21 protein-coding genes and 1 riboswitch are annotated in these 23,213 nt (G+C 73.1%); of the genes, 8 read left to right on the forward strand and 13 right to left on the reverse strand.

What is annotated here, in order from left to right; genetic code table 11:
- Window positions 1-168 precede the first annotated feature (168 nt).
- Window positions 169-513 (forward strand): ArsR/SmtB family transcription factor, encoded by a 345-nt coding sequence (locus ABD223_RS31080; protein WP_380648904.1) that lies wholly within the window; start codon window positions 169-171, stop codon window positions 511-513.
- On the forward strand, window positions 510-989 hold the full coding sequence (locus ABD223_RS31085; protein ID WP_344040188.1) for an SRPBCC family protein: 480 nt from the start codon (window positions 510-512) through the stop codon (window positions 987-989). Before ABD223_RS31080 ends, ABD223_RS31085 begins: the two co-directional genes overlap by 4 nt.
- Window positions 990-1,259: 270 nt before the next feature.
- Here ABD223_RS31085 and ABD223_RS31090 read toward each other — a convergent pair whose 3' ends face one another.
- The 6 genes from ABD223_RS31090 to ald all read right to left on the reverse strand — a co-directional run bounded on the left by ABD223_RS31090 (window position 1,260) and on the right by ald (window position 9,446).
- Window positions 1,260-5,048, reverse strand: a complete 3,789-nt coding sequence (locus ABD223_RS31090; RefSeq protein WP_344040189.1) for an ABC transporter ATP-binding protein — start codon at window positions 5,046-5,048, stop codon at window positions 1,260-1,262.
- Window positions 5,049-5,164: 116 nt separating this feature from the next.
- Window positions 5,165-6,037: an ABC-2 transporter permease gene (locus tag ABD223_RS31095; RefSeq protein WP_344040190.1), complete on the reverse strand. Its 873-nt coding sequence runs from the start codon at window positions 6,035-6,037 to the stop codon at window positions 5,165-5,167.
- Window positions 6,037-7,245: an ABC transporter ATP-binding protein gene (locus ABD223_RS31100; protein WP_344040191.1), complete on the reverse strand. Its 1,209-nt coding sequence runs from the start codon at window positions 7,243-7,245 to the stop codon at window positions 6,037-6,039. The genes ABD223_RS31095 and ABD223_RS31100 overlap by 1 nt, the downstream gene beginning before the upstream one ends.
- Before the next feature lie 49 nt (window positions 7,246-7,294).
- Complete coding sequence (locus ABD223_RS31105; protein WP_344040192.1) at window positions 7,295-7,798, reverse strand: hypothetical protein; 504 nt, start codon at window positions 7,796-7,798, stop codon at window positions 7,295-7,297.
- Window positions 7,795-7,977 (reverse strand): hypothetical protein, encoded by a 183-nt coding sequence (locus ABD223_RS31110; RefSeq protein WP_344040193.1) that lies wholly within the window; start codon window positions 7,975-7,977, stop codon window positions 7,795-7,797. Before ABD223_RS31110 ends, ABD223_RS31105 begins: the two co-directional genes overlap by 4 nt.
- A gap of 362 nt (window positions 7,978-8,339) precedes the next feature.
- Window positions 8,340-9,446: an alanine dehydrogenase gene (ald, locus tag ABD223_RS31115; RefSeq protein WP_344040194.1), complete on the reverse strand. Its 1,107-nt coding sequence runs from the start codon at window positions 9,444-9,446 to the stop codon at window positions 8,340-8,342.
- Between the two features lie 197 nt (window positions 9,447-9,643).
- Window positions 9,644-9,738: riboswitch (glycine riboswitch) on the forward strand.
- 123 nt (window positions 9,739-9,861) lie between these two features.
- Here ald and gcvH point away from each other — a divergent pair.
- From gcvH to ABD223_RS31130, 3 genes are all read left to right on the forward strand, one after another.
- The gene (gene gcvH / locus ABD223_RS31120; RefSeq protein WP_344040195.1) at window positions 9,862-10,242 is read left to right on the forward strand and encodes a glycine cleavage system protein GcvH; all 381 of its coding nucleotides are present in this window, start codon (window positions 9,862-9,864) and stop codon (window positions 10,240-10,242) included.
- Between the two features lie 2 nt (window positions 10,243-10,244).
- Window positions 10,245-11,609, forward strand: coding sequence for an L-serine ammonia-lyase (locus tag ABD223_RS31125; RefSeq protein WP_344040196.1), 1,365 nt, complete (start codon window positions 10,245-10,247; stop codon window positions 11,607-11,609).
- 200 nt (window positions 11,610-11,809) lie between these two features.
- Window positions 11,810-12,085 carry a hypothetical protein gene (locus ABD223_RS31130; RefSeq protein ID WP_344040197.1) on the forward strand — a complete coding sequence of 92 codons (276 nt, stop codon included), beginning with the start codon at window positions 11,810-11,812 and terminating at the stop codon, window positions 12,083-12,085.
- A gap of 61 nt (window positions 12,086-12,146) precedes the next feature.
- Here ABD223_RS31130 and ABD223_RS31135 read toward each other — a convergent pair whose 3' ends face one another.
- The 4 genes from ABD223_RS31135 to ABD223_RS31150 form a co-directional block, all read right to left on the reverse strand.
- Window positions 12,147-12,635, reverse strand: coding sequence for a glutathione peroxidase (locus tag ABD223_RS31135; protein WP_344040198.1), 489 nt, complete (start codon window positions 12,633-12,635; stop codon window positions 12,147-12,149).
- On the reverse strand, window positions 12,632-13,336 hold the full coding sequence (locus tag ABD223_RS31140; RefSeq protein WP_344040199.1) for a hypothetical protein: 705 nt from the start codon (window positions 13,334-13,336) through the stop codon (window positions 12,632-12,634). The genes ABD223_RS31135 and ABD223_RS31140 overlap by 4 nt, the downstream gene beginning before the upstream one ends.
- Window positions 13,337-13,842: 506 nt before the next feature.
- A complete protein-coding gene (locus ABD223_RS31145) occupies window positions 13,843-14,196 on the reverse strand; it encodes an SSI family serine proteinase inhibitor (protein WP_344040200.1) in 354 nt (117 codons plus the stop codon).
- Between the two features lie 184 nt (window positions 14,197-14,380).
- Entirely contained in the window at window positions 14,381-15,400 is a 1,020-nt protein-coding gene (locus tag ABD223_RS31150) for a Gfo/Idh/MocA family oxidoreductase (protein ID WP_344040201.1), read from the reverse strand.
- A gap of 220 nt (window positions 15,401-15,620) precedes the next feature.
- On the opposite strand from ABD223_RS31150, the gene ABD223_RS31155 reads away from it, so the two are divergent.
- Together ABD223_RS31155 and metX are read left to right on the forward strand one after the other, a co-directional pair.
- Window positions 15,621-16,910 (forward strand): bifunctional o-acetylhomoserine/o-acetylserine sulfhydrylase, encoded by a 1,290-nt coding sequence (locus ABD223_RS31155; RefSeq protein WP_344040202.1) that lies wholly within the window; start codon window positions 15,621-15,623, stop codon window positions 16,908-16,910.
- Window positions 16,907-17,992: a homoserine O-acetyltransferase MetX gene (gene metX / locus ABD223_RS31160; protein ID WP_344040203.1), complete on the forward strand. Its 1,086-nt coding sequence runs from the start codon at window positions 16,907-16,909 to the stop codon at window positions 17,990-17,992. Before ABD223_RS31155 ends, metX begins: the two co-directional genes overlap by 4 nt.
- 248 nt (window positions 17,993-18,240) lie before the next feature.
- Here the strand turns inward: metX and ABD223_RS31165 are convergent, their stop codons facing one another.
- The 3 genes from ABD223_RS31165 to ABD223_RS31175 all read right to left on the reverse strand — a co-directional run bounded on the left by ABD223_RS31165 (window position 18,241) and on the right by ABD223_RS31175 (window position 22,112).
- Window positions 18,241-18,741: a hypothetical protein gene (locus ABD223_RS31165; RefSeq protein ID WP_344040204.1), complete on the reverse strand. Its 501-nt coding sequence runs from the start codon at window positions 18,739-18,741 to the stop codon at window positions 18,241-18,243.
- Window positions 18,742-19,243: 502 nt separating this feature from the next.
- Entirely contained in the window at window positions 19,244-21,385 is a 2,142-nt protein-coding gene (locus ABD223_RS31170) for an acyltransferase family protein (protein ID WP_344040205.1), read from the reverse strand.
- A 151-nt stretch (window positions 21,386-21,536) separates the two neighbouring features.
- The gene (locus ABD223_RS31175) at window positions 21,537-22,112 is read right to left on the reverse strand and encodes an SACE_7040 family transcriptional regulator (protein WP_344040206.1); all 576 of its coding nucleotides are present in this window, start codon (window positions 22,110-22,112) and stop codon (window positions 21,537-21,539) included.
- Window positions 22,113-22,303: 191 nt separating this feature from the next.
- On the opposite strand from ABD223_RS31175, the gene ABD223_RS31180 reads away from it, so the two are divergent.
- Window positions 22,304-23,092 (forward strand): SGNH/GDSL hydrolase family protein, encoded by a 789-nt coding sequence (locus ABD223_RS31180; protein ID WP_344040207.1) that lies wholly within the window; start codon window positions 22,304-22,306, stop codon window positions 23,090-23,092.
- The last annotated feature ends 121 nt before the right edge of the window (window positions 23,093-23,213 follow it).

Below are 23,213 nucleotides of genomic sequence, written 5' to 3' on the forward strand. Positions count from 1 at the left end.
CACGTTCGCCCGGGGCTTCGTCCCGCGCACTCCTGCCACCCACCCCCTGTGAACCATTCACCCACCTGAACAAGGCCTCCTGACCTCAATGTTCAACCAAAAGGTTGACCAGGCCGGACGACCCGGCTACCGTCTTGTTCAACCAACCGGTTGAACAAGGAGGTGGCGGTGGAGGACCGGCTGTCCCGGGTCTTCGCGGCCCTGGCCGACCCGATCCGGCGCGACATGGTCGCCCGACTGGCTTCGGGCGACGCCACCGTGAACGAGTTGGCCGAGCCCTACCCGGTCACCGTGCAGGCCGTGTCGAAGCACCTGAAGGTGCTGGAGGAAGCCGGCCTGGTCACGCGCGGCAAGCAGGCGCAGCGGCGACCGGTCCACCTCGAAGCGGAGGTGTTCGACCTGATGACGAAGTGGATCGAGCGCTACCGGCGCCAAGCCGAGGAGCGCTACCAGCGACTGGACGAGGTGCTGCTCGAACTGGGGCAGCCCCGAACCGAAGGAGGAGCGCCATGACCACGACCACCCGCGCCGACACCACGATCAGCGCCGACCCGACCCTCCCGCTGATCCGCATCACCCGCGAGTTCAACGCCCCGCCCGAGTCGGTCTTCCGCGCCCACACCGACCCGGACCTGGTGGTCAAGTGGATGGGCCCGCGCTCGATCACCATGGAACTGCTCCGCTGGGACCCCACCACCGGCGGCGCCTACCGCTTCGTCCACCGCCGGGGCGACGAGGAGTACGGCTTCTACGGCTCGTTCCACGAGGTGCGCCCCTCCGAGCGGATCGTCCAGACCTTCACCTTCGAAGGCTTCCCGGACGGCGTGTGCCTGGAGACCCTGACCTTCGAAGACCTGGGCAACGGCCGAACCCGCCTGCAAGCCCTCAGCGTCTACGAGTCCACCGAAACCCGCGACGCAGTCCTGTCCAGCGGCATGGAAACCGGCGTCGTCGAAGGCTACGAACAGCTGGACGACCTCCTCGACTAACCACCCGCCAACGCCCCACCCTCCTCGCGCGCCAGCGCACACGGCACCCAGCTCGTGGTTTCCCCGTATGGCCTGGGCGCAGCCCGACCGCGCTTGTCAAGGGGTCCGCACGCCCTTCGCGGACCCCTTGACGAGTGTGGTTGCCTCAGGCAGGCCATACGGGGAAACCACGAGCCCACGCCCTTCCCCGGCGGCCTGCCCAGCGGCGAGCGCCGCTTTCAAGCCCTTCAAGCCCTTCAAGCCCTTCAAGCCCTTCAATCCCGTGAACCATCACCCAGCCTGAATCCCAGCCCGAACCCCAGCCAACCCCTCGGGCACAACCTCTCCCACCCCATGCGCCCACAACCGCGCGTAATACCCCCCAGCCGCCACCAACTCGGCGTGCGTGCCCACCTCCACCACCCGCCCCTCCGCCAGCACCACGATCCGATCAGCCCGAGCCGCCGTGGCCAACCGGTGCGCCACCACGAACGTGGTCCGCGACCCGGCCCCCGCCACCCGGTCGGCCGCCTCCAGCACCGCCGACTCGGTAGCCGGGTCCAACGCCGCCGTGGCCTCGTCCAGCAGCAACAACGAGGGCCGCACCAACTCGGCCCGGGCCAGCGCGATCAACTGCCGCTGCCCCGCCGACAACCCCTGCCCGCGCTCACCCACCTGCTGGTGGAACGCCGCGGGCAACGACGCGACCACCGGCAGCGCGCCCACCGCCCGCACCGCCGCCTCGACCTCGCCGCGTGAGGCCTCCGGCCGGGCGTAGGCCACGTTCTCCGCGACGTCCCCGCCGAACAGGTGCGCCTCCTGCGGCACGACCCCCAGCCGCTGCCGCAACGCCGACAGGTCGTAGTCCCGCACGTCGACCCCGTCGACCAGCACCTGCCCGCCGGTCACGTCGTAGAACCGCGCGACCAGCTTCACCAGCGTCGACTTCCCGGCGCCGGTGGCGCCGACCAGCGCCACCGTCTCCCCGGCCGGGACCTTGAGCGACACGTGGTCCACCGCCGGCCGGTCGGCGCCCCGGTAGGCGAACGACACGTCCCGGAACTCCACCTCGCCGCGCAACTCCGCCACCGGCACCGGCGAAGCGGCCTCCGGCACCGAGGTGGGCGTCCGCAGCAGGTCCCCGATCCGGCTCAACCCCACCCGGGCCTGCTGGTACCCGTCGAACACCCCGGACAGCTGGTACAGCGGCGAGAAGAACAGCCCCAGGTACAGCACGAACGCCAACAGCACCCCGGGCGACAGCGTCCCCTCCGCCACCCGGTAGGCCCCGACCACCAGGATGGCCGCCTGCGCCACCCCCGACAGCAGCGACAGGAACGGGAAGTAGGTCGCGATGTACCGCTGGGCCCGGATGCGCGACCGCCGATAGGCGTCGCTGCGCTCCGCGAACGCCTGGGCCGACCGCCCCTCCCGCGTGTAGGCCTGGGCCACGCGCAACCCGGACACGTTCTCCTGGAGGTCGGCGTTGACCGCGCTGACCCGCTCCCGCGCCTCCGCGTAGGCCGCCGACGACAGGCGCTGGAAGACCACCGTCGCGGCGAGCAGCACCGGCAGCACGGCCAGCGCCACCAGCGACAACCCCGGATCGGTCACGACCAGCGCCGCGGCGATGCCGACCACGGTCAGCACGCTGATCACGAACGTGGTCAGCCCCGTCTGGAGGAAGCTGGACAGCGCGTCCACGTCCGTGGTCATCCGGGTCATGATCCGCCCGGCCATCTCGCGCTCGTAGTAGTCCAGGCCGAGCCGCTGCAAGTGGGCGTAGCTGCGCACGCGCAGCAGGTACAGCAACCGCTCGCCGACCCGGGACGTCACCACGGCGCCCGCGGCGGCGGACACCCACCCGAAGGCGACCAGCAGGAACCCGACACCGGCCACCGCGACGATCCACCCGGGCGCGCCGCCCACCACGCCCCGGTCGATCCCCAGCCGGACCAACCCGGGCAGGGCCACCGCCAGCAACGTGTCGACCAGCAGCAACCCCCCGACCCCGAGCATCGCCCACCGGACCGGGCGCAACAACGTGCGCAGCCGGAAGCCGGGATCGGGCGCGGCCGGGTCCTCGCCCCCCAGCTCGGGCTCGTCGACGGCCGGCGGCAGGGCGCGCACCCGGGCCATCAGCTCCGGCGTCGGCGGGGTGCCGCCCAGCAACGCCGACGTGCCCCCGCCACCCCGGCCACCGGGCGCGGCGGAGACCGACCGGTTCGCGGCGCGAACGGCCAACCCGTCGGAGTCCGAATCCAAATCCGAACCCGCCCCGGACCCGGGCCACAGCTCAGGGGTGAACCCGCCCGAACCGGGCTCCAGCGGCACGTCGGCCCGGGGGTCCACGTGCTCGATCGCCTCACCGGGCCCGGCCAGCAGCTCCCGGTACAGCCGGCAGCGCCCGTGCAGCTCCTCGTGCGTCCCCACGTCGACCACGCGCCCCGCGTCCAGCACCGCGACCCGGTCCGCCAGCGCCAGCGAGGACCGCCGGTGCGCGATCAGGATCGTGGTCCGCTCCGCCGTGACCGCGGCCAACGTGCGGTGGATGGCCGCCTCGGTGGCGTTGTCCACCGCGGAGGTGGCGTCGTCCAGCACCAGCACGCGCGGGTCCGACAGCAGCGCCCGCGCCAGGGCCACCCGCTGCCGCTGGCCACCGGACAGGGTCAGCCCGCGCTCGCCGACGACCGTGTCGTACCCGTTCGGCAGGGCCTCGACGAAGGAGTGCGCCTCGGCCGCCCGAGCCGCCGCCCGCACCTGCTCGTCCGAGGCGTCCGGCAGGCCGTAGGCGATGTTCGCGCGCACCGTGTCGGAGAACAGGAACGCCTCCTCGAACACCACGCCCACGGTCCGGCGCAGCGATTCCAGGCGCAGCTCCCGCACGTCCACGCCGCCCACCGACACCGCGCCGGACTGCACGTCGTAGAAGCGGGGCAGCAGCAACGAGATCGTCGACTTGCCGGACCCGGCCGTGCCGACGACCGCCAGCGTCTCGCCCGGCTCGACCCGCAGCGACACCCCGGACAGCACCGGCTCGCTGCGCGTGTACCCGAACGACGCGTCCCGCAGCTCCACCGACACCGGTCCGGGCGGCACGTCGCGCGCGCCGTCCACCACGTCCGGCTGGGAGTCGATCAGCTCGTACACCCGCTCCACGCCCGCCCGCGCCAGCTGGGCGGTCACCATCAGGCTCGACAGCAGCCTGGTCGGGCCGACGAGGTTCGCCACGTAGGTGGCGAACGCCACGAACGTCCCCAGGGTCACCTCGCCGCGCAGCGCGAGCCAGCCGCCCAGCGCCAGCACCGCCACCTGGCCCAGGTAGGGCAGCGTGGCGAGGGTGGCCGCCGGCTTCGCGGTCAGCCGGGCCGCCCGCATCCGCTCGGCGAACAGCACCCTGGCCCGCCCCTCCAGCCGGGCGACCTCGCGCGCCTCCTGCCCGAAGCCCTTCACCACGCGCACGCCGGTGACGGTCTCCTCGACGTGCTGCGCCACGTCGGCCGCCCGCTGCTGGGCCGACCAGGTGGCCGGGAACAGGGTCAGCCTGCTGCGGGCCGCGACCACGCCGACGGCGGGCACGATCACCAGCGCGATCAGGGTGAGCAGCGGCGACAGCCAGAACATCGCCACCAGCGCGGCCACGGCGAACACGACCGTGCCGAACGCCAGCGGCGTCATCGACAGCAGGCTGTTGACCAGCTGGAGGTCGGTGATCGAGCGGGACACCACCTGGCCGGTGCGCAGCGCGTCCTGCTTCGGCCCGTCCAGCCGCTGCACCGCGCCGAACACGGCCTGGCGCAGGTCGTGCTGCACGTCGACGGCCAGCCGCCCGCCCAGGTAGCGGCGCACGAACGCGGAGCCGAAGGTCAGCAGCTCCAGCCCGACCAGGACGACCGCGAGCCAGGTCAGGCGGTCCGTGCGGCCGGCGACGGCGTCGTCGACGGCGGCCTTGACCAGCAGCGGCCCGGCGGCCTGCAAACCCACGCCGACGACGGCGGCCAGCACGGACAGCACCACGAGGGAGCGGTGCCGCCAGCAGGCCCTGGCGAGTCGCTTGATCCAGCCGTCGGAGGTGTTCACGGCTCCACATTAGGTCCGGGGCCCGACACTTTCCGGCCGCGGCGGAGTGCCAAGGGCCACCCCGGAAATCCCGGGGTGGCCCTTGGTCCTTTCAAGATCACCTGATCAGGTGAGGATCACGTGATGTCCTTGCGCTGCGTAGCCGCCCAGCCCGCGAGGAAGAACAGCGCCGACCACACCAGGAAGACCAACCCGCTCAGCCACCAGTCGAACGCCCCGAGCGCGCCCGCGACGGCCCGCAGCACGTCCACCAGCTCGTCCGGCACCACGCCCGCGTTGGCCAGGAACAGCGACGACGCCACCGAGCCGGTCATGCCGTTCACCGCGCCGTTGGGCAGGAAGCCGATGACGTCCGGCAGCTCCTGCGCCGCCAGCACCAGCTGGAGGCCGTTCTCGATGATCAGCATGTAGAGCAGCAGCACCACGGTGGTCGCCGCGGTGCTGGTCATCAGCGCGCCGACGCCGACGCCGAACATCGTCATCAGGATCGACGCCAGGACGCCGACACCGGCCAGCGCCAGCCAGCCGCCCGCGCTCGGCAGCGCGCCGGAGTCCGAGGTCAGCGCGATGCCGATGCTGACCGAGGCCACGATCGCCAGGCCGTAGATCGCGCCCCACGCGATGTAGACGACCATCTTCGCGGTCAGCGCCGCCACCCGGTTGGGCGAGGTCAGGAACGTGGTGGTGATCGTCTTGCGGTTGATCTCGTTCGAGATCGCCAGGCCGCCGAAGATCATCGGGAAGACGGTGGCCACGTTGATGCTGCGCGCGATGCCGAACACCGACACCTGCCACTGCGCCGGGTCGACCCCGAGCAGCCTGGTCAGCTCCTCGGCCTCGGAGCTGCTGACCACGTCCATGATGCTCCGGCCGATGGCGCCCGTGCCGAGCGCCCAGCCCAGCGCGAGCAGCACGGTCGGGATCATCAGGCCCCACCACAGGCCCGTGGTGGTGGTCTTGCGGAACTCCGCCTTGATCAGGTTGCCCATCACGCACCACCCTGCTGCTGCCCGTAGGGGTTGTCCGGCTGTTGCTGCCCGGTGCCGGGCGGCGCGTACGGGTTCGGCTGCTGCTGTTGCTGCTGGTAGCCGGGCTGCTGATAACCGGGCTGTTGGTAACCGGGCTGCTGCTGGTAACCGGGCTGCTGGTACCCCTGCTGCTGGTAACCGGGCGGCGGCGCGTAGTACCCGCTGCCCTGCTGCTGCCCCGGGAACTGACCCTGCCCCGGCGGGAACTGCCCCGGGAACTGGCCCGGCGGGAACTGGCCCTGCGCCGCGTACTGGTCCTGCCCCGCGTACTGACCGCTGGTGAGCTGGAAGAACAGCCGCTCCAGGTCGGCCCTCTCCTCCTCGATCCCGTAGATCGACACGCCCGCCTTCAGCGCCACGTCCGCGACCTGCTGGACCTCGACCCCGGTGATCGCGATCCGCCCGTCCGGCAGTTGCTCGATGCCCGCGACGCCCTGCTCGCGCAACGCCGCGACCAGCGCGCCCGCGTCCGAGGGCTGCACCAGCACCCGCGCCTGCTGCTGCGCCCGCAGGTTGTCCAGCGGCCCGTAGAACATGGTCTGGCCGCGGCTGATGATGACCACCTGGTCCACGGTCTGCTCGACCTCGGCCAGCAGGTGGCTGGAGATCAGCACGGTCCGCCCGCTGCGCGCGAACGACTGGAGGAACGACCGCAGCCAGGCGATGCCCTCGGGGTCGAGCCCGTTGGCCGGCTCGTCGAGCACGAGGATCTGCGGGTCGCCCAGCAGCGCGGTGGCCAGCGCCAACCGCTGCTTCATGCCGAGCGAGAACTCACCCGCCTTGCGGTCGCCCGCCGCGCCCAGCCCCACGAGCTGGAGCACCTGGTCGGCCCGCGCGTCCGGCACGCCGATCGCGGCGGCGTAGACCCGGAGGTGGTTGCGCGCGGTGCGCTTGGGGTGGAAGCCCTGCGCCTCCAGCACCGCGCCGACCACCCGGCCGGGGTTGCCGAGCCGGTCGAAAGGGCTGCCGTTGATCAGGGCGGTGCCCGCGGTCGGGGTCACCAGGCCGAGCAGCATGCGCAGGGTCGTCGTCTTGCCCGCGCCGTTGGGTCCGAGGAAGCCGGTCACGGAACCGGGTTCCACCGTGAAGCTGAGATTCTGCACCGCCGCGACCGGACCGAACTGCTTGGTCAAGCCCTGCACCACGATGCGGCCACTGCCGTCGTGCACGCGTCCCTCCCGGATTGCTCCTACCGGGCGTCATCCTGCCTTAGCGGGATCACTCGGGGAGGGCATGTCGTGGTTTCGACACCACCACGGGCAGTTCCGCGGTGGCCTCGGGGTCCCCCGACGGATTCCCCGGCGGACCACCGGGCAGCCCGCCGAACAGGTCACCGGGCAGGCCGCCCACCACGCCGCCCGCCGGACCGCCGGGCGCGGTCCCCGGCACCTCCTCCGCGCGGTGCGCCGCGCGGTGCGCCGACCGCCGCGCGCGCCGCCGCTCCCGGTGCGTGGAGCCCTCGCCGATGAGGTGCTGGTGCGCCATCGTCCACACCTGGCACGGCCACCTCTTGTTCCGCAGCACGCCGGGGCACGCCCGGCAGCGGCCGTCCGGACCCTGCTGGTGCACGGTCAGCAGCAGCCGCCAGCCGTCGGCCAGGCGGTGGATCTCGGCGCGCGCGAGCGGCACCAGCGAGTCGGCCTCACCGCGCTCGGCGGCCTCGTCGAGCAGCGCCAACCGGCGCAGCACCGCGGCCCGCAGGGCTTCGTCCAAGACGCTCACATCCTGTCCGCGGCCTGGTCGAGCAGGCGGTGCAGTCGGCGGGTTTGGGTGACGGACATCACAGCCGATTCGCCGGGCGGGGAGACCAGGAGCACCCGGTCGTCCTCGACGATCACGGTCATCGACCGGTCCCGCCCGAACGGGTCGTGGCAGTCGATCCAGTCCTGTGGTTGAGCCATCGGCACTCCGATCGGAGGTGGCGCGGCGCCTCGCCGCGCGAGCGGACGACCCCGCTGCGTAGCGACGCGGGTTCCCAGACCTGTCCATCGGCCGACGAGCCGCCGTGACTTACCCGTTACCGTCTAGATTCACTCGTTCGCTTGAACCACGTGCACGCACCGTGGTTCAGGTGGCGGGTGGTGTGGGCCGGACCGGTGGGCCCGCTGGGCAGGGCCCCCGAACTCCGGCTAGGATTGGCAGCGCGGCCCGCTCCCAGTGACCCCCAGGCTGGTTGAGCGGGCCGCCTCTCACGTCGAGGGCCCCGCTCACGGTAGGTGAGCGGGGCCCTCTCTTCTCCCGGATCAGCTCGTGGGCTCCCGGATCAGATCTCGACCGCGGTGTGCTCCAGGTCGTGGGCCTCGGCGACCGGCCGGTTGGTCAGCGCGCCCTCGTGCGCGTTCAGGCCCAGGGCCAGCGACGCGTCCGCGCGCAGCGCCTCCCTCCAGCCCCGGTCGGCCAGCGCCACGGCGTGCGGCAGGGTCACGTTGGTCAGCGCGTAGGTCGACGTGCGCGGCACCGCGCCGGGCATGTTGGCCACGCAGTAGAAGACCGAGTCGTGGACCTGGTAGGTCGGGTCGGCGTGCGTGGTGGGCCGCGAGTCGGCGAAGCAGCCGCCCTGGTCGATCGCGATGTCCACCAGCACCGAGCCGGGCTTCATCTGCGCCACCAGCTCGTTGGACACCAGCTTCGGGGCCTTGGCGCCGGGCACCAGCACCGCGCCGATCACCAGGTCGGCCTCGCGCACGGCCTGCTCGACCGCGTACCGGGTGGACGTGACGGTGCGCAGCCGGCCCTGGAACAGGGCGTCGACGTGCCGCAGCCGGTCGACGTTGGTGTCCAGGATCTCGACGTCCGCGCCCATGCCCGCGGCGATGGTGGCCGCGTTCAGGCCCGCCACGCCGCCGCCGATGACGACCACGCGCGCCGGGTGCACGCCGGGCACGCCGCCGGGCAGCACGCCCCGGCCGCCGGAGGGCTTCATCAGCGCGAACGCGCCCACCTGCGGCGCGAGCCTGCCCGCGACCTCGGACATCGGGGCGAGCAGCGGCAGCGCGCCGTTCGGGCTCTGCACGGTCTCGTAGGCGATGGCGGTGGTGCGGGACGCCAGCAGCGCCTCGGTCAGCGGCCGGTCGGCGGCCAGGTGCAGGTAGGTGAACAGGACCTGGCCCTCGCGCAGCCGGGGGTGCTCCTCGGCCACCGGCTCCTTGACCTTGAGCACCAGCTCGCCCTCGGTCCACACGTCGTCCGCGCTCGCCAGCACCTTGGCGCCGGCGGCGAGGTACTCCTCGTCCGTGATGGCCGAACCGAGCCCGGCGCCCGCCTCCACGTAGACGTCGTGGCCGCGCGTGGTCAGCTCGTGGGCGCCCGCCGGGGTCAGCGCGACGCGGTACTCGTGGTTCTTGATCTCGCGGGGAACTGCGATCCGCACGGTGGGCTCCTTCGGCCGTCGTTGCACCAAAGGTCGGTTACCCGGTTCGCGGTGTCATCGTGCTCCCGGCACGAACGGCCGGGGGCCCGGTTGTGCCGGCAGGACAAGTCGACCGGCGCGTTGACACCCGTCCCACCCGCCACCTAGCGTGCGGGCAAGTCAACTGAACATCGGCCGCGGCGTCGCGCAGAGACGCCGGAACCCGCGCGGGAGAGACCCCGGGCACCGTCCCGGGGCGCCGAAGGAGCAAGCACCCCGCACACTCTCAGGCAGCGAGAACCGCTCGGGTGAGGCGACTCTGGAAAGCGTGCTCCACAGCGCGCACCCACGGTGCAAGCCGCAGCTTCGTGCGGCGAAGCTCTCAGGTCCCAGGACAGAGTGGGGGAACCAGGACCACCACCCAGGGAGCGCTGTCGTGACCTTTCCGGAGAAGCTGCTGTACACGCCCGAGCACGAGTGGGTCGACTGGGCGCCGGGCGCCCAGGACCCCGTGGCGATCGGCATCACCTCGTACGCGGCCGAGTCGCTGGGCGACATCGTGTTCGTCGACCTGCCCAAGGCGGGCACCCGCGTGACGTCCGGCGAGGTGTGCGGCGAGCTGGAGTCCACCAAGTCGGTCAGCGAGCTGTTCGCGCCGGTCACCGGCGAGGTCGTCGAGGTCAACCCGGCCGTGGTCACCGACCCGTCGCTGATCAACAACGACCCGTACGGGCGCGGCTGGCTGTTCAAGGTGGCGGTCGAGGAGGCCACCGGGCTGCTGACCGCGGCGAAGTACGCGGAACTGACCGAGGCCTGATCGTGGCCATCAGCGTGTTCGACCTGTTCTCCGTCGGCATCGGCCCGTCCAGCTCGCACACGGTCGGCCCGATGCGCGCGGCGACGATGTTCGCGGCCAGGCTGCGGCCCGCGCTCGCGTCCGTGAACCGGGTGCGGGTGGAGCTGTTCGGTTCGCTCGGCGCGACCGGCCACGGCCACGGCAGCCCGAAGGCGGTGCTCCTCGGGCTGGAGGGGCACCGGCCGGAGGAGGTCGACCCGGCGGCGGCCGAGGCCCGGGTCGCGGAGATCCGCGCGTCCGGCAGGCTCCGGCTGGGCGGTGCGCGGGAGATCGCCTTCACCGAGGACGACGACCTGGTCATGCACCGGCGCAAGTCGCTGCCGCTGCACCCCAACGGCATGAGCTTCACCGCTCACGCCGGGTCGGAGGTCGTCGACTCGGCGGTGTACTACTCGGTCGGCGGCGGTTTCGTGGTCGACGAGACGGCCGCCGGCGCCGACCGGATCAAGGCGGACCGGACGGCGCTGGCGCACCCGTTCAAGTCCGGCGACGAGCTGCTGGCGCGGACCCGCGAGACCGGGCTGCCGATCAGCGGGGTGATGCTGGCCAACGAGCTGTCGTGGCGCGACGAGACCGAGGTCCGGGGCGGCCTGCTGCACATCTGGCGGGTCATGCAGGACTGCGTCGAGAGGGGCTGCACCGAGACCGGCGTCCTCCCCGGGGGCTTGAAGGTCCGGCGGCGGGCCGCGGAGATGCGGCAACTGCTGGCGGCCGAGCACTACGCCACCGACCCCCTGCGGGTGATGGACTGGGTGACGCTGTTCGCGCTGGCGGTGAACGAGGAGAACGCCGCGGGCGGCCGGGTGGTGACGGCCCCGACCAACGGGGCGGCCGGCATCGTGCCCGCGGTGCTGCACTACTACGCGAGGTTCGTGCCGGGCGCCTCGGACGACGGCGTGGTGCGGTTCCTGCTGACCGCGGGCGCCATCGGCGTGCTGTTCAAGGAGAACGCGTCGATCTCGGGCGCCGAGGTGGGCTGCCAGGGCGAGGTGGGCTCGGCCTGCTCGATGGCGGCCGGCGGGCTGGCCGAGGTGCTGGGCGGCACGCCGGAGCAGGTCGAGAACGCGGCCGAGATCGCGATGGAGCACAACCTCGGGCTGACCTGCGACCCGATCGGCGGGCTGGTGCAGATCCCGTGCATCGAGCGGAACGCGCTGGCGTCGATCAAGGCGATCACGGCGGCGCGGATGGCGCTGCGGGGGGACGGGTCGCACTTCGTGTCGCTGGACAAGGTCATCAAGACCATGCGGGAGACCGGCCGGGACATGAAGGACAAGTACAAGGAGACGGCCCGGGGCGGGCTGGCGGTGAACGTGATCGAGTGCTGACGGTCGCGGTGACACCCGGCCCCGCGTTGGCGCGTGGGCCGGGTGTGGCCTGTTGCAGTGGCGCACCACGGGTGCCCGGGAGGTCGGTGTCACACTCGGGGGATGAGCGTTGAGCCGTGTCCTGCCGGGGAGGGCGGCGTGCACGTGCCGTCCCCGGCGCCGGGTCGTGACCGCTGCCAGCTGTGCGGACGGGACCTGAGGTGAAGGCCGTCCAGTTGCCGCGGGATGCGCGTGGCCAGCGGTTGTGCCGCCACGAGTACGCCGGGGGCTGCACGTGGTGGTGCAGCTACCGGCGCGGCGTGGTGTGCGTCGGGCCGGCGGTCGGGTTGCTGGCCGCGGCCTGCGTGATGCTGTGGCTGTGGGGCGACGAGGCGGGGCGGCAGCGGGCGGTCGAGGCGGCGGTCGGGATGCTGCTGGTGGCGGGGGCGGGTGCAGCGGCGGTGCTGGTCGCCGAACGCGCCAGTGACCGCATCTGAACCTCGGTCGCGTCCGGCGTGCCGGACGCGCGTCCTCCACCGCGCCGCACCGCTCCGTCGACTAGCGCGGCAGCGCCGACTCGACCGCCGCCACCACCTCGTCCGCCTCCGGGTCGGTGGTCGGGCGGAAGCGGGCGATCACCGAACCGGTCGGGGACAGCACGAACTTCTCGAAGTTCCACTGCACGTCACCGGCCGCGCCGGAGCCGTCCGGCACGGCGGTCAGCTCCTCGTACACCGGGTGCCGGTCCGGGCCGTTCACGTCGACCTTCTCGAACAGCGGGAACGTCACCCCGTACGTGGTCGAGCAGAACGTGGCGATCTCCTCCGCCGTGCCCGGCTCCTGGCCCGCGAACTGGTTGCACGGGAAACCGACCACCGAGAAACCGCGCTCCGCGTACCTCTCGTGCAGGCGCTCCAGGCCCTTGTACTGCGGCGTCAGGCCGCACCGCGACGCGACGTTGACCACCAGCAGCGCCTTGCCGGCCAGCGAACCCAGGCTGGACGCCTCGCCGGACAGGGTGTGGACCGGGATGTCGTGGATGCTCATGCCCGAAGGCTAGATCCCACCCGGACCGCGGGCCTGCGCAGGCCGACCGCCCCGCCCAGGACCAGCACCAGCCCCGGCAGCGCCAGTGGGCCGGCCAGCGCCCACGCCGAGCCGGCCTCGACGGGCGCGGCCGCCGCCGACAGGCACAGCGCCACCGCGAACGCCGCCACGGTGGTCCGCAGGGCGTTGTCGGGCACCGCGTCCGCCAGCGCGAACAGGCCGACGCCGAGGGCGATCAGCGGGCCGACCGCCGGGTGCGACGCCACGAGCACGGCCGCGCCGAGCAGCGCCACGACCAGCGTCGGGTACAGCACCCCGCGCCGCCACAGCGCGGCCGCCGCGGCCAGCAGGATCACGCCCGTGCCGGTGCCCGTCCACCAGCGCGGCAGGTCGTGCAGGGCGGTGCTCGCCGGCAGGGCCGCCCAGCCGACACCGGCCGCGGCCAGGTAGGCGCCCGCGGGTGTCGCGTACCCGAGGCCCCGCGCCACCACCCACGCGCCCACCAGGAGCACGGCCACCCAGTAGAGGCCGACCGCGGTCGGGTGGCGCAGGTCCGGGAGGTTCACCGCCTGCGAGAGGACGTCGCCGCCGCGCCGCCCCGACCCGCCCGGCCGGTACAGCGGCAGCACCAGCAGCGTCGCCACCCCGAAGAACAGCAGCGGCGCCGCCCACGCCCGCCGCGCCACGTCCGCTTCCCCCATCGGACCAGGTTGGCAGCGGTCCGCGACCAGCGTCAACCGCTCGGCCGGCACACCGCCACCACCACCCGCGGGCCGAGCAGGCGCGCCGGCGCGGTGCGGACCAGTCCGACGCGCAGGCCGAACACCAACCGCGTGCCCGGTGGCCAGTGCCGGGAACGTCACCGGAACGCCGACCGCGCAGAGCCGGAGGTCACCCATCGTCATCCCCCGGGCGACTGGGCCGGAGGATGGATCGGACCTGCTGAGACGGTGCGCCGGTGGGGGAGAGGTCCGATCACTCGGGTGGAGCAGGCGACCCGCCGCTGCGTGATCCCCGGCGGGGACGGGACGCGCCGGCGCGGTTTCACCGATGTGAACTTCGTTGACGCTGGTGTGACCGACTCCCTAACGTCAACGGCGAGAGGTCCGAGGACCTCGTCAACCCGAGGAGGGGGCCACGACTTCGGCGGCGGTGTCGTGGCCCCCTTCCCGGGCGTGTGGGCCGGTGGTCGCGGGGACTGCGGTGGTCAGAAGTCGAAGACCGGGCCCGTGTGCGAGCGCATCACGCAGGCGTTCGGGAACTCCGCCTCGAACGTGCGCTTCTCGCCGCGCCACTTGCCGATGGCCTTGACCCGCACGGGGGCGTACTCCAGCGTGCAGGCCCCGTCGCCGGGGACCAGGCCGGCGACGTCACCGTCCACTTCGGACAGGATGGAGCAGGTCTCGTCCGCCCTGGGGTGCAGGCCGCCGTTCGGCTCGCAGACGAGGTTCACGATCTGGAGGGTGCCGTCACGCGTCGAGCTGAGCATGAAGTTCGACTCCGGGACGGTGAAACCGGGTACCAGTGCGGCGATCGCCGCGAGGACGGGAAGTGGTGCCATGTGCCCACGATGGGCCTCTCGCACCGCCTCCTCCAGTTATCTCACCGAAAAGTGTGGTTCCGCTCAAGGTTCACGCCAGTCGGGCCGATAGTCCCGTTACCTGCGAGTAGGTGAGTGCGCCCTCGTCGCGCCGGGAACACGCGGCCCCGAGACCGCCACGACCGGGGACCGCCACGACCGGGAGTCAGTCGGCGAGCCGGACGACCGCGCCCGTCCGCGCCGACTCGAACGCCGCCTCCACGACCTCCAGCCCGGCCACCGCGTCCGCGCCGGGCACCGGGGCCCGACCGGCCGCGACGGCCGCGTAGAAGTCCTGGTACGCGCCGGGCTCGGTGCGCACCGGCGCGTCGCCCAGCAGGCCCCAGCGCTCCCGGTCGTCCTCGCCCCAGCCGGGTCCGCCGGGCGTCGCGCCCGCCTTCAGCGCCTCCTCCTGCGGGTCCATGCCGGACTTCACGAACGCCGACCGGTCGCCCAGCACCCGGAACCGGGGCCCGAGCGAGGCCGCCAGCGCCGACGTCCACAGGTGCGACACCGCGCCGGTGGTGTGGGTCAGCGCGAGGAAGGCGTCGTCGTGCGCCTTCGCGCCCGCCCGCAGCGTCCGCACCTCGGCGTACACGGCGGTGGGCCGCCCGAACAGGGCGATCGCCTGGTCGACCAGGTGCGTGCCCAGGTCGTAGACGACGCTGCCCAGGTCGGCCGGGTCGCCGGACTCCTTCCAGGAGTCCTTGACCTCCGGCCGCCACCGCTCGAACCGCGACTCGAACCGGTGCACGCGGCCCAGCGCGCCCTCGCCGACCAGCCGCGCCACCGTGCGGAAGTCGCCGTCCCACCGCCGGTTGTGGAACGGCGCGAGCAGCAGGCCGCGGGACGCCGCCAGGTCGACCAGCCCGCGGGCCTCGGCCGCGGTCGCCGCGAACGGCTTGTCGACCACCGCGCCCAGGCCGTGCTCCAGCGCGGCGCGGGCGTGCCCGGAGTGGAAGCGGTTGGGCGTGGTCACCACGGCCAGGTCGAACTCGTCGGCCCGCGCCCACAGCTCGTCGGGCGACGCGATCAGCTCCGCCCCGGGGTAGCGGGCGGCCACCTCGGCCCGCCGCCCGGCGTTGCCGGTGACCACGGCGGCCAGCTCCAGGCCGGGCGTCGCGTCGAGGAACGGTGCGTGGAACGCGGCTCCGCCGAGCCCGTAGCCGATCAGTGCGGTGCGCATGCGGGGAACCCTAGGCTTCCCACGACGTGGACGCCCTGTCGTGGGCGGTCACGCACCGCTACGTTCAGCCCCATGAGTCTGCTGGTGAAGCGACGGCACGTGGATCACGTGCGCGTCACCAGCACGGCCTGTCGCCTCGGCTGATCCACCTCGTTCCAGCACCGCCGTCCCCCCTTCGGCGTGCCCTCTTCACCACCCCAGCCTGACAGGAGCCCCCGGCATGTCCTGGTCGTTCGACACCAAGCAGGTCCACTCCGGCGCCGCGCCCGACCCCGCCACCGGCGCCCGGGCGACGCCGATCTACCAGACCACCTCGTTCGTGTTCCGCGACACCGCGCACGGCGCGGCGCTGTTCAGCCTCGCGGAGCCCGGCAACATCTACACCCGCATCAACAACCCCACCCAGGACGTGCTCGAACAGCGGGTCGCCGCGCTGGAGGGCGGCATCGCGGCGGTGGCGTTCGCCTCCGGCCAGGCCGCCGAGACCGCCACGATCCTCAACCTCGCCCGCGCGGGCGACCACCTCGTCTCCAGCGCCTCCCTCTACGGCGGCACCTACAACCTGTTCCACTACACGCTGCCCAAGCTCGGCATCGAGGTGTCCTTCGTGGACGACCCCGACGACCTCGACGCGTGGCGCGCGGCCGTGCGGCCCGACACCAAGGCGTTCTTCGCCGAGTCGCTGGCCAACCCGCGCAGCAACGTGCTGGACATCGAGGGCGTGGCCGAGGTGGCGCACGAGGCGGGCGTGCCGCTGGTCGTGGACAACACCGTGCCGACGCCCTACCTGCTGCGGCCCCTGGAGCACGGCGCGGACATCGTGATCCACTCCGCCACCAAGTACCTGGGCGGCCACGGCAACGCCATCGCGGGCGTGGTGGTCGACGGCGGCCGGTTCGAGTTCTCCGACGCCGAGCGGTTCCCCGACTTCAACGAGCCCGACCCCAGCTACCACGGCCTCCGGTACTGGCCCGCGCTCGGCCACGGCGCGTTCGCCGCCAAGCTGCGCGTGCAGGGCCTGCGCGACACCGGCGCGGCCATCGCGCCGCTGAACAGCTTCCTGGTCCTCCAGGGCATCGAGACGCTGTCGCTGCGCCTGGAGCGGCACTCGGCCAACGCGCTGGAGCTGGCCCGCTGGCTGGAGTCGCGCGACGAGGTGGAGAAGGTGCACTACGCGGGCCTGGAGTCCAGCCCGTGGCACGAGCTGGCGCGGAAGTACCTGCCGGACGGCCAGGGCGGCATCGTGTCCTTCGAGCTGCGCGGCGGCGTCGAGGCGGGCCGGGCGTTCGCGGACGGCCTGGAGCTGTTCAGCCAGCTCGCCAACATCGGCGACGTCCGCAGCCTGGTCATCCACCCGGCCAGCACCACGCACAGCCAGCTCACCGCGGAGGAGCAGGCCGTCGCCGGCGTCACGCCGGGCCTGATCCGGCTGTCGGTCGGCATCGAGGGCGTGGAGGACCTCAAGGCGGACCTGGAGGCGGGCTTCCGCGCCGCGAAGTCGGTGCTGTGACGACCGCTCCGGACCTCGGGGCCACCGTCGGGAAGACCCCTCGCGCCGCCGGCGGGTGGCGCGAGGGGGACCCCGACGGGCGCAGGCGCTGGTTCCGCGGCGCCCTGCCCGGCCTGCCCCTGAAGATCGCCTACGAGACGTGGGGCGAGCCGAACGCGGACCGCTCGAACGCGGTGCTGGTGCTGCACGCGCTGACCGGCGACAGCCACGTGGCGGGCGGGGTCGAGCCGGGTCACCCGACGCCGGGCTGGTGGGACGGCCTGGTCGGGCCGGGTCGGGCGCTGGACCCCGCCGAGTGGTTCGTGGTCGCGCCGAACGTGCTGGGCGGCTGCCAGGGCACCACCGGGCCGTGGGCCGCCGCGCCGGACGGCAGGCCGTGGGGCCCGCGGTTCCCCCGAGTGTCGGTGCGGGACCAGGTGGCGGCCGAGGTGCTGCTGGCCGACCACCTGGGCGTCGGGTCGTGGGCGGCCGTGCTGGGTGGGTCCATGGGCGGGATGCGCGCGCTGGAGTGGGCGGTGTCCGAGCCCGACCGGGTGCGGTCGCTGCTGGTGCTGGCCGCGCCCGCGGCGTCGACCGCGGAGAACGTCGCGCTGGCCTCGGCGCAGCTGCGGGCCATCGAGCTGGACCCGGTGCGCGGCATGGGCGTGGCCCGGCGGATCGCCCACATCAGCTACCGCAGCGAGCCGGAGCTGGACGCCCGGTTCGGGCGCGAGGTGCAGCCGGACGGGCGGTTCGCGGTCGAGTCCTACCTGGACCACCACGCCGACAAGCTGGCCCGCCGGTTCGACCCGGAGAGCTACGCGGTGCTGACCGAGGCCATGAACGGCCACGACGTGGGCCGGGGCCGGGGCGGCGTGCGGGCGGCGCTGGGCCGGGTCACCGCGCGCACGATCGTGGCGGGCGTCGACTCGGACCGGCTCTACCCGCTGCGCCTCCAGCGGGAGGTCGCCGACGCCGTGCCCGGCGCGGGCGGGCTCCGCGTGGTGACCTCGCCTCACGGCCACGACGCCTTCCTCATCGAGGTGGACCAGGTGGCCGCGCTGGTGGGCGAGCTGCTGGAGGGGGTCGGCAGCCCGCGGTGACGCGGGTGGACTCCCGGTCCGGCCGCGCGATGCCCGAGCAGGTCGACGACACCCGGCAGCCCGTCCTGGAGCCCGCAGGTGCCGACGACCTCCTGGCACGCGCCCGCAAGCGCTTGCGGGGTGGTGCGGTCCGGAGTCGGGTCCGGCGCCGCCCCAGCCGCCGAGGCCGCGGACCGACCGGTCAGGGCTCCGCGTCGATCACGTGCGGGAGTCCGACCCGCGGAAGTGGGCAGCGGCGCCGGAAGCGGTCACTCGTCCAGGGCGGCGGCGATCCACGGCGACACCGGCAGGTCGCGCGTCTGGCACTCGGCGGCCAGCTTCACCGTCCAGCGCAGCGCCTGGAGCACCACGGTGGCCAGCTCCTGCGGTTGCCCGTTGGCCAGCGCGATCTCGATCTGCTCGGCCGCCGCCTCCTGGTCGCCGTGCACCTCGGCGAGCAGCGTGCGGATGGCGGTGCGGACCGGCGGGTCGGCGTCGTCGATCGGCACCTCCTGCCCGTCCTCGTCGAAGACCTGCATCTTCACCGGTGTCGCGCCGCCCGACCCGAGCGCGGCGACCATCTCGCTGCACTCGGAGAACAGCAGCAGGACCAGCTCCCGGATCTCCTCGTTGCCCTCCGGGGAACCGCTGAGGTAGCCGGTGACCAGGTCGACCGCGACCGCGTCCTCACCGGCCTTGGCGGCGGTCAGGGCCTCGGCGGCCACGGCCTGGAGCCGTGCGCGGCGGTCCGGATCTTGCTGCGGGTGCATGCGGCCATCTTCCGAGGGTGAGTGGGTGTGCACAGCTCTTGCCTATTGCCTACCCGGTGGTGTTCGGCTGAAGCAACGCCTTGTCCGCCGGGGTGCTACTCGGGTATGTCGATCTGCGGGGGCACGTGCCGGGGTACCCGGGCCGACCTGCCATCAGGCGCATGATCCGCACTTTCCTCCGGGTCGTGCTGCTCCGCGACCGCACGCGGATCTTCGGGGTCTCCCGCCTCGGCGTGGCGCCGGCGCCCGCCCGGGCCCTGGCCGTGTCGATCACCTGGGGTGCCGACTGCGCCGACACCCCGGACCCGGACGGGTGGTGGTCGGGCCGACCGGCGACGGGGGTTCGGGGTGCGTGCGACGATCGCGGTGGAGCGGCGTCGGCGTCCGCGGCGCAGGTGCGGCGGCCGGTCGCGCCGGTGGCGGTGCTGCTCGGCGCGCGGGCGCTGGTCCTGTTCGGACTGTCGTTGCGCGGCCTGCCGCGGCGGGCGGTGCGGACGACCGGCTACGGCTGCTGGAGCGCCTCACGCGGCTGCCGCTGTTCCTCGCCGTGCGCCTGGTCCTGCTTCGGCAGCGCCGCCAGCAGCGCGACCGCGATCGTCGCGCCGTGCAGGGCGACCTCCGCGGCGGACGGCCGGAGCACCAGCAGCGGCGGCACGCAGGCCAGCGCGGTCAGCAGCCAGGGCCGGCGGGTGTGGCAGCCGCCCGAGTGGGCGGTGTGCAGCAGGTACCAGCCGAGCAGCAGGTGGATCAGGTTCTGGAGCGGGTCGACCCGGAACACCACCAGCACGCCCGCCGTGCCCGCGAACCCGGTGACGACGAACCCGAGCACGCCCAGCACGCCGTAGCCGACGCCGAGGGTGACGGCCAGCCGGGTGCGGTGGGTCTCCCTGGTCCGGGACGGCAGGTGGGTGGCGCCGCGCTCGAAGCGGTGGAACAGCAGCAGCACGGGCAGGAGCAGCAGCACGAGCACGGCCGTCCAGCGGGGCCGGTGGACGACCCAGCCGAACGCGGCGGGCCCGTCGAGCACGCCGAGCAGCCCGACCACCGCGGCGAGCGCGGTGAGGTAGCCGAGGTAGACCGTCATGGGCGCGGCGCGGGTGAACTCGACGACCCGCCACTGCCGGTGCCCCTCCAGCCACGCGGCCACGCGGGGGCGCAGCAGCAGCACCACGCAGATCTGGGCCAGGCCGAGCACCAGCAGGCAGACGGTCGGCGGGTTGAGGTTGGAGGTCCGCTCGCCGGGCAGCGCCATCATGGTGCGCGGGTAGCCGCCGAGCGTGATCAGCGCCAGGAGCACGGGCACCGCGGCGACCGCGAGCAGGGCGAGGACGCGGCGGGGGAGGCGCAGCAGGCTGCCGTCGGCGTAGTGGAACCCGAGCTGCTGGAGCAGCAGCGCGCCGAGGAGCAGGTTGAGGTGGCCGCCGGTGTGCCAGTCGGAGCCGATGCGCAGCGCGTCGACCAGGATCATCAGGGCGACCAGCGCGACCGGCGTGAGCAGGCGGGCGTCGCGGTGCAGCCGGGCCATCACCGGGGTGGCGGCCACGGCGACGAGGTAGAGGCCGAGGAACCACAGCGGGTGGGCGATGAGCCTGCCGAACAGCTCGACCCGGGACTTGTCCACGTCGAGCAGTTCGAGCGGCAGCGGCAGGACCAGCCAGGCCAGCACGAACGCCAGCACCGGGCGCAGCAGCCACGAGGTGCGGGCGGCCAGGTAGCGGCCGTAGCCGCCGTGCCCGGCCTGGACGGCGTGCCAGCTGACCAGGTTGGCGTGGCCGCCCGCGAAGTAGAAGACCGGGATGGCCTGGAGGAACCAGGTGAGCAGCCACAGCCAGTGCGGGTCGGCGCCCGCCCAGTGCGTCACGGTCAGCACCGAGTGGCCGACGACGACCAGGCCCAGGGCGGCCAGGCGCAGGAACGTGGCGTAGCGGTCGGGCTGCCGCGGCTCCGGCGGCGGACCGGGCGGCTCGCGGCGGCGCGGCAGGCGGGCGACGAGCAGGAAGACGACGACGGCGCTGCCGAAGCCCCAGGCCAGCACCGGTTCGTGCCCCGGCGGTCCCCAGCGCTGGCGCCAGGAGTTGAACTCCAGTCCCGCGGTGTAGAGCTGGGCGGTGGCGTGGCACCGGCCGGGGTTGCCGCGCGGGTTGCGGTCGCACTGGCCGCGCATGTCCAGGATGAGGCGGGTGTCCAGGGCCTCGCGCGCCTGCCGGTCCAGGGGGCGGCCCTTGCTCTCGGCGTAGCGGAGGAGGTCGTAGCCCAGGTCGTGGGCCTTGCAGCCGGTGCCGAAGTCCCACTCGGTGTCGCCGGCGGGTCCCGAGCAGCCGCCGCCGGGGTCGATGGCGCGGGTGGTGCCGTCCGGGGCGGTGACGACCCGCGGGGTGCGGTGCACGACCTCGGTGAAGTCGGCGGGGAACTCGGCCAGAGGGCTGGTGGTGGAGGGGTTGACCATCGCGGTGACGGCGCGGGCGGCGACGGCGACGTCCCCGGTGAGCGGTGGCGGGTCGGTGGCGCCCGCGGGGCGGGAGGCGATGACGCCGCAGGCGAAGACGGCCAGGGTGATCAGGGCGAAGCGGAACCAGGCCGGTAAGCGGGCGAACGACCGGAAGCCCGGCCACCCCCCGGTGGTCTTCCCCTCTTCGTCATCCATCGGCCGTCCAGGCTACGGATCGGCGTCGCGCGCCGCCAACCGGTTGAGCCCCCTGTCGGGGTGGGGTTGACCCCACCGCCGATCAGGCGATCGGGGGCGGGCCGGGTTCGGGTGCCCGGGGCCGGTCGGCGCCGAGCGAGGTTCCGGGTGCTCAGGCGGTCGCGCCCGACAGGGAGGCCAGGGCCATCCGCGACAGCAGCTTCGCCATCTGCTCCCGGTCGAGGTGGGCGCTGTGCGGCGTCGAGTTGATCAGGCCGAACACGGCGTGCGCGGCGGCCCGCGCGGTCGGCTCGTCCACCTCCGGCGAGGTCTTGCGGATCGTCTCGACCCACACCTCCACGTAGCGCCGCTGGAGCGCTCTCACCAGCCGCCGGTCGGGGTCGGTCAAGTTGGCCAGGTTCCGGATCTGCACGGTGATCAGCGCCGGGTCGTCCAGCGCGAAGTCGACGTGCCAGCGGATCAGCTCGCGCAGCGCGTGCTCCGGGTCGCGGGACACCGCGACGCGCGCCAGCCCGCCGTCGAGCAGGCGTTCGCTGATCTGCGTGAGCATTTCCCCCAGCATCGCGTCCTTGCTGCGGAAGTGCCGGTAGAGCGCGGGTCCGGAAATGCCCACCGCCGCGCCGATGTCGTCGATGCCGACGCCGTGGAAGCCGTGCCGGGCGAATAGTTCGGCGGCGGCGGCCAGGATCTGGTCACGGCGGCTCTGCTTCACGGGTACGTCCGGCACGGCGCCCATCTTAAGCGGCCCGACCACCCCGGGTAAACGTCCGTTAACGCGGGTGCCACGTGGAGATCGTTAACTACCTGGGGTAACCGGTTGTTAACTCTTGACCCACTCTTCTTGGTCGGGTCTAACTGCTGGTAACTGTTGTTGTGCACTGCATCACACCCTGCGTTGTTTCCCTCCGGGAGTCTCCGATGCGCCTTGTCAAAACCCTGTCCAGCGCCGCGGTCGCGTTCGCCGCGACGCTGGCGCTCGTCACGCCGGCCCAGGCGGCCGGCGCCAATTACGTCGCGCTCGGCGACTCCTACTCCTCGGGGACCGGCACCGGCACCTACTACAGCGACTCGGGCAGCTGCAAGCGCAGCCAGTACGCCTACCCGGCGCTCTGGGCGGCCTCGAACGCGCCCGCGTCCTTCAAGTTCGTCGCCTGCTCCGGCGCCCGCACCGGCGACGTGCTGAACAACCAGGTCAGCGCGCTCAGCTCGTCGACGTCCCTGGTCAGCGTCTCGGTCGGCGGCAACGACGCCGGCTTCTCCGACGTGATCACCACCTGCACCCTGGGCACGGACACGACCTGCGCGAACCGCGTGAACCAGGCCAAGGCCTACGCCACCGGCACCCTGCCCGGCCAGCTCGACAACGTCTACACCCAGATCCGCAACCGCGCGCCGTCCGCCAAGGTCGTCGTGCTGGGCTACCCGCGCCTGTACAAGGTGCCGGGCTCCTGCTCGGTCGGCCTGAGCGACACCAAGCGGGCCGCGATCAACTCCGCCGCCGACACCCTGCACCAGGTCATCTCGGCCCGCGCGGCGGCGAAGTCCTTCACCTACCGCGACCTGCGCGGCGCGTTCACCGGGCACGAGATCTGCTCGTCGGACTGGTGGCTGAACAGCCTGTCCTGGCCGGTCGACGAGTCCTACCACCCGAACCGCAACGGCCAGCGCCTCGGCTACCTGCCGCAGTTCACCTCGGCCGCCGGCTGACCGCCGCCGGCCGACAACCGCCGGCCGGCAACCGGCAGTCGACAACTGACAACTGACAGCCGGCAGATAACGACTGACAACTGACGGATGACAACTGACAGATTTTGACCGGTGATCGCTG

It is taken from the genome of Saccharothrix xinjiangensis, assembly GCF_039527585.1.
GTDB lineage: Bacteria > Actinomycetota > Actinomycetes > Mycobacteriales > Pseudonocardiaceae > Actinosynnema > Actinosynnema xinjiangensis.

Excerpts from the sequence above, each read along its gene's own strand:
- ABD223_RS31155 (WP_344040202.1), top strand. The coding sequence starts at position 15,621 with ATGTCCTGGTCGTTCGACACCAAGCAGGTCCACTCCGGCGCCGCGCCC.
- ABD223_RS31085 (WP_344040188.1), top strand. The coding sequence starts at position 510 with ATGACCACGACCACCCGCGCCGACACCACGATCAGCGCCGACCCGACC.
- ABD223_RS31170 (WP_344040205.1), bottom strand. The coding sequence starts at position 21,385 with ATGGATGACGAAGAGGGGAAGACCACCGGGGGGTGGCCGGGCTTCCGG.
- ABD223_RS31140 (WP_344040199.1), bottom strand. The coding sequence starts at position 13,336 with ATGGGGGAAGCGGACGTGGCGCGGCGGGCGTGGGCGGCGCCGCTGCTG.
- ABD223_RS31145 (WP_344040200.1), bottom strand. The coding sequence starts at position 14,196 with ATGGCACCACTTCCCGTCCTCGCGGCGATCGCCGCACTGGTACCCGGT.
- ABD223_RS31180 (WP_344040207.1), top strand. The coding sequence starts at position 22,304 with ATGCGCCTTGTCAAAACCCTGTCCAGCGCCGCGGTCGCGTTCGCCGCG.
- ABD223_RS31150 (WP_344040201.1), bottom strand. The coding sequence starts at position 15,400 with ATGCGCACCGCACTGATCGGCTACGGGCTCGGCGGAGCCGCGTTCCAC.
- ABD223_RS31135 (WP_344040198.1), bottom strand. The coding sequence starts at position 12,635 with ATGAGCATCCACGACATCCCGGTCCACACCCTGTCCGGCGAGGCGTCC.
- ABD223_RS31110 (WP_344040193.1), bottom strand. The coding sequence starts at position 7,977 with ATGGCTCAACCACAGGACTGGATCGACTGCCACGACCCGTTCGGGCGG.
- ABD223_RS31095 (WP_344040190.1), bottom strand. The coding sequence starts at position 6,037 with ATGGGCAACCTGATCAAGGCGGAGTTCCGCAAGACCACCACCACGGGC.
- ABD223_RS31165 (WP_344040204.1), bottom strand. The coding sequence starts at position 18,741 with ATGCACCCGCAGCAAGATCCGGACCGCCGCGCACGGCTCCAGGCCGTG.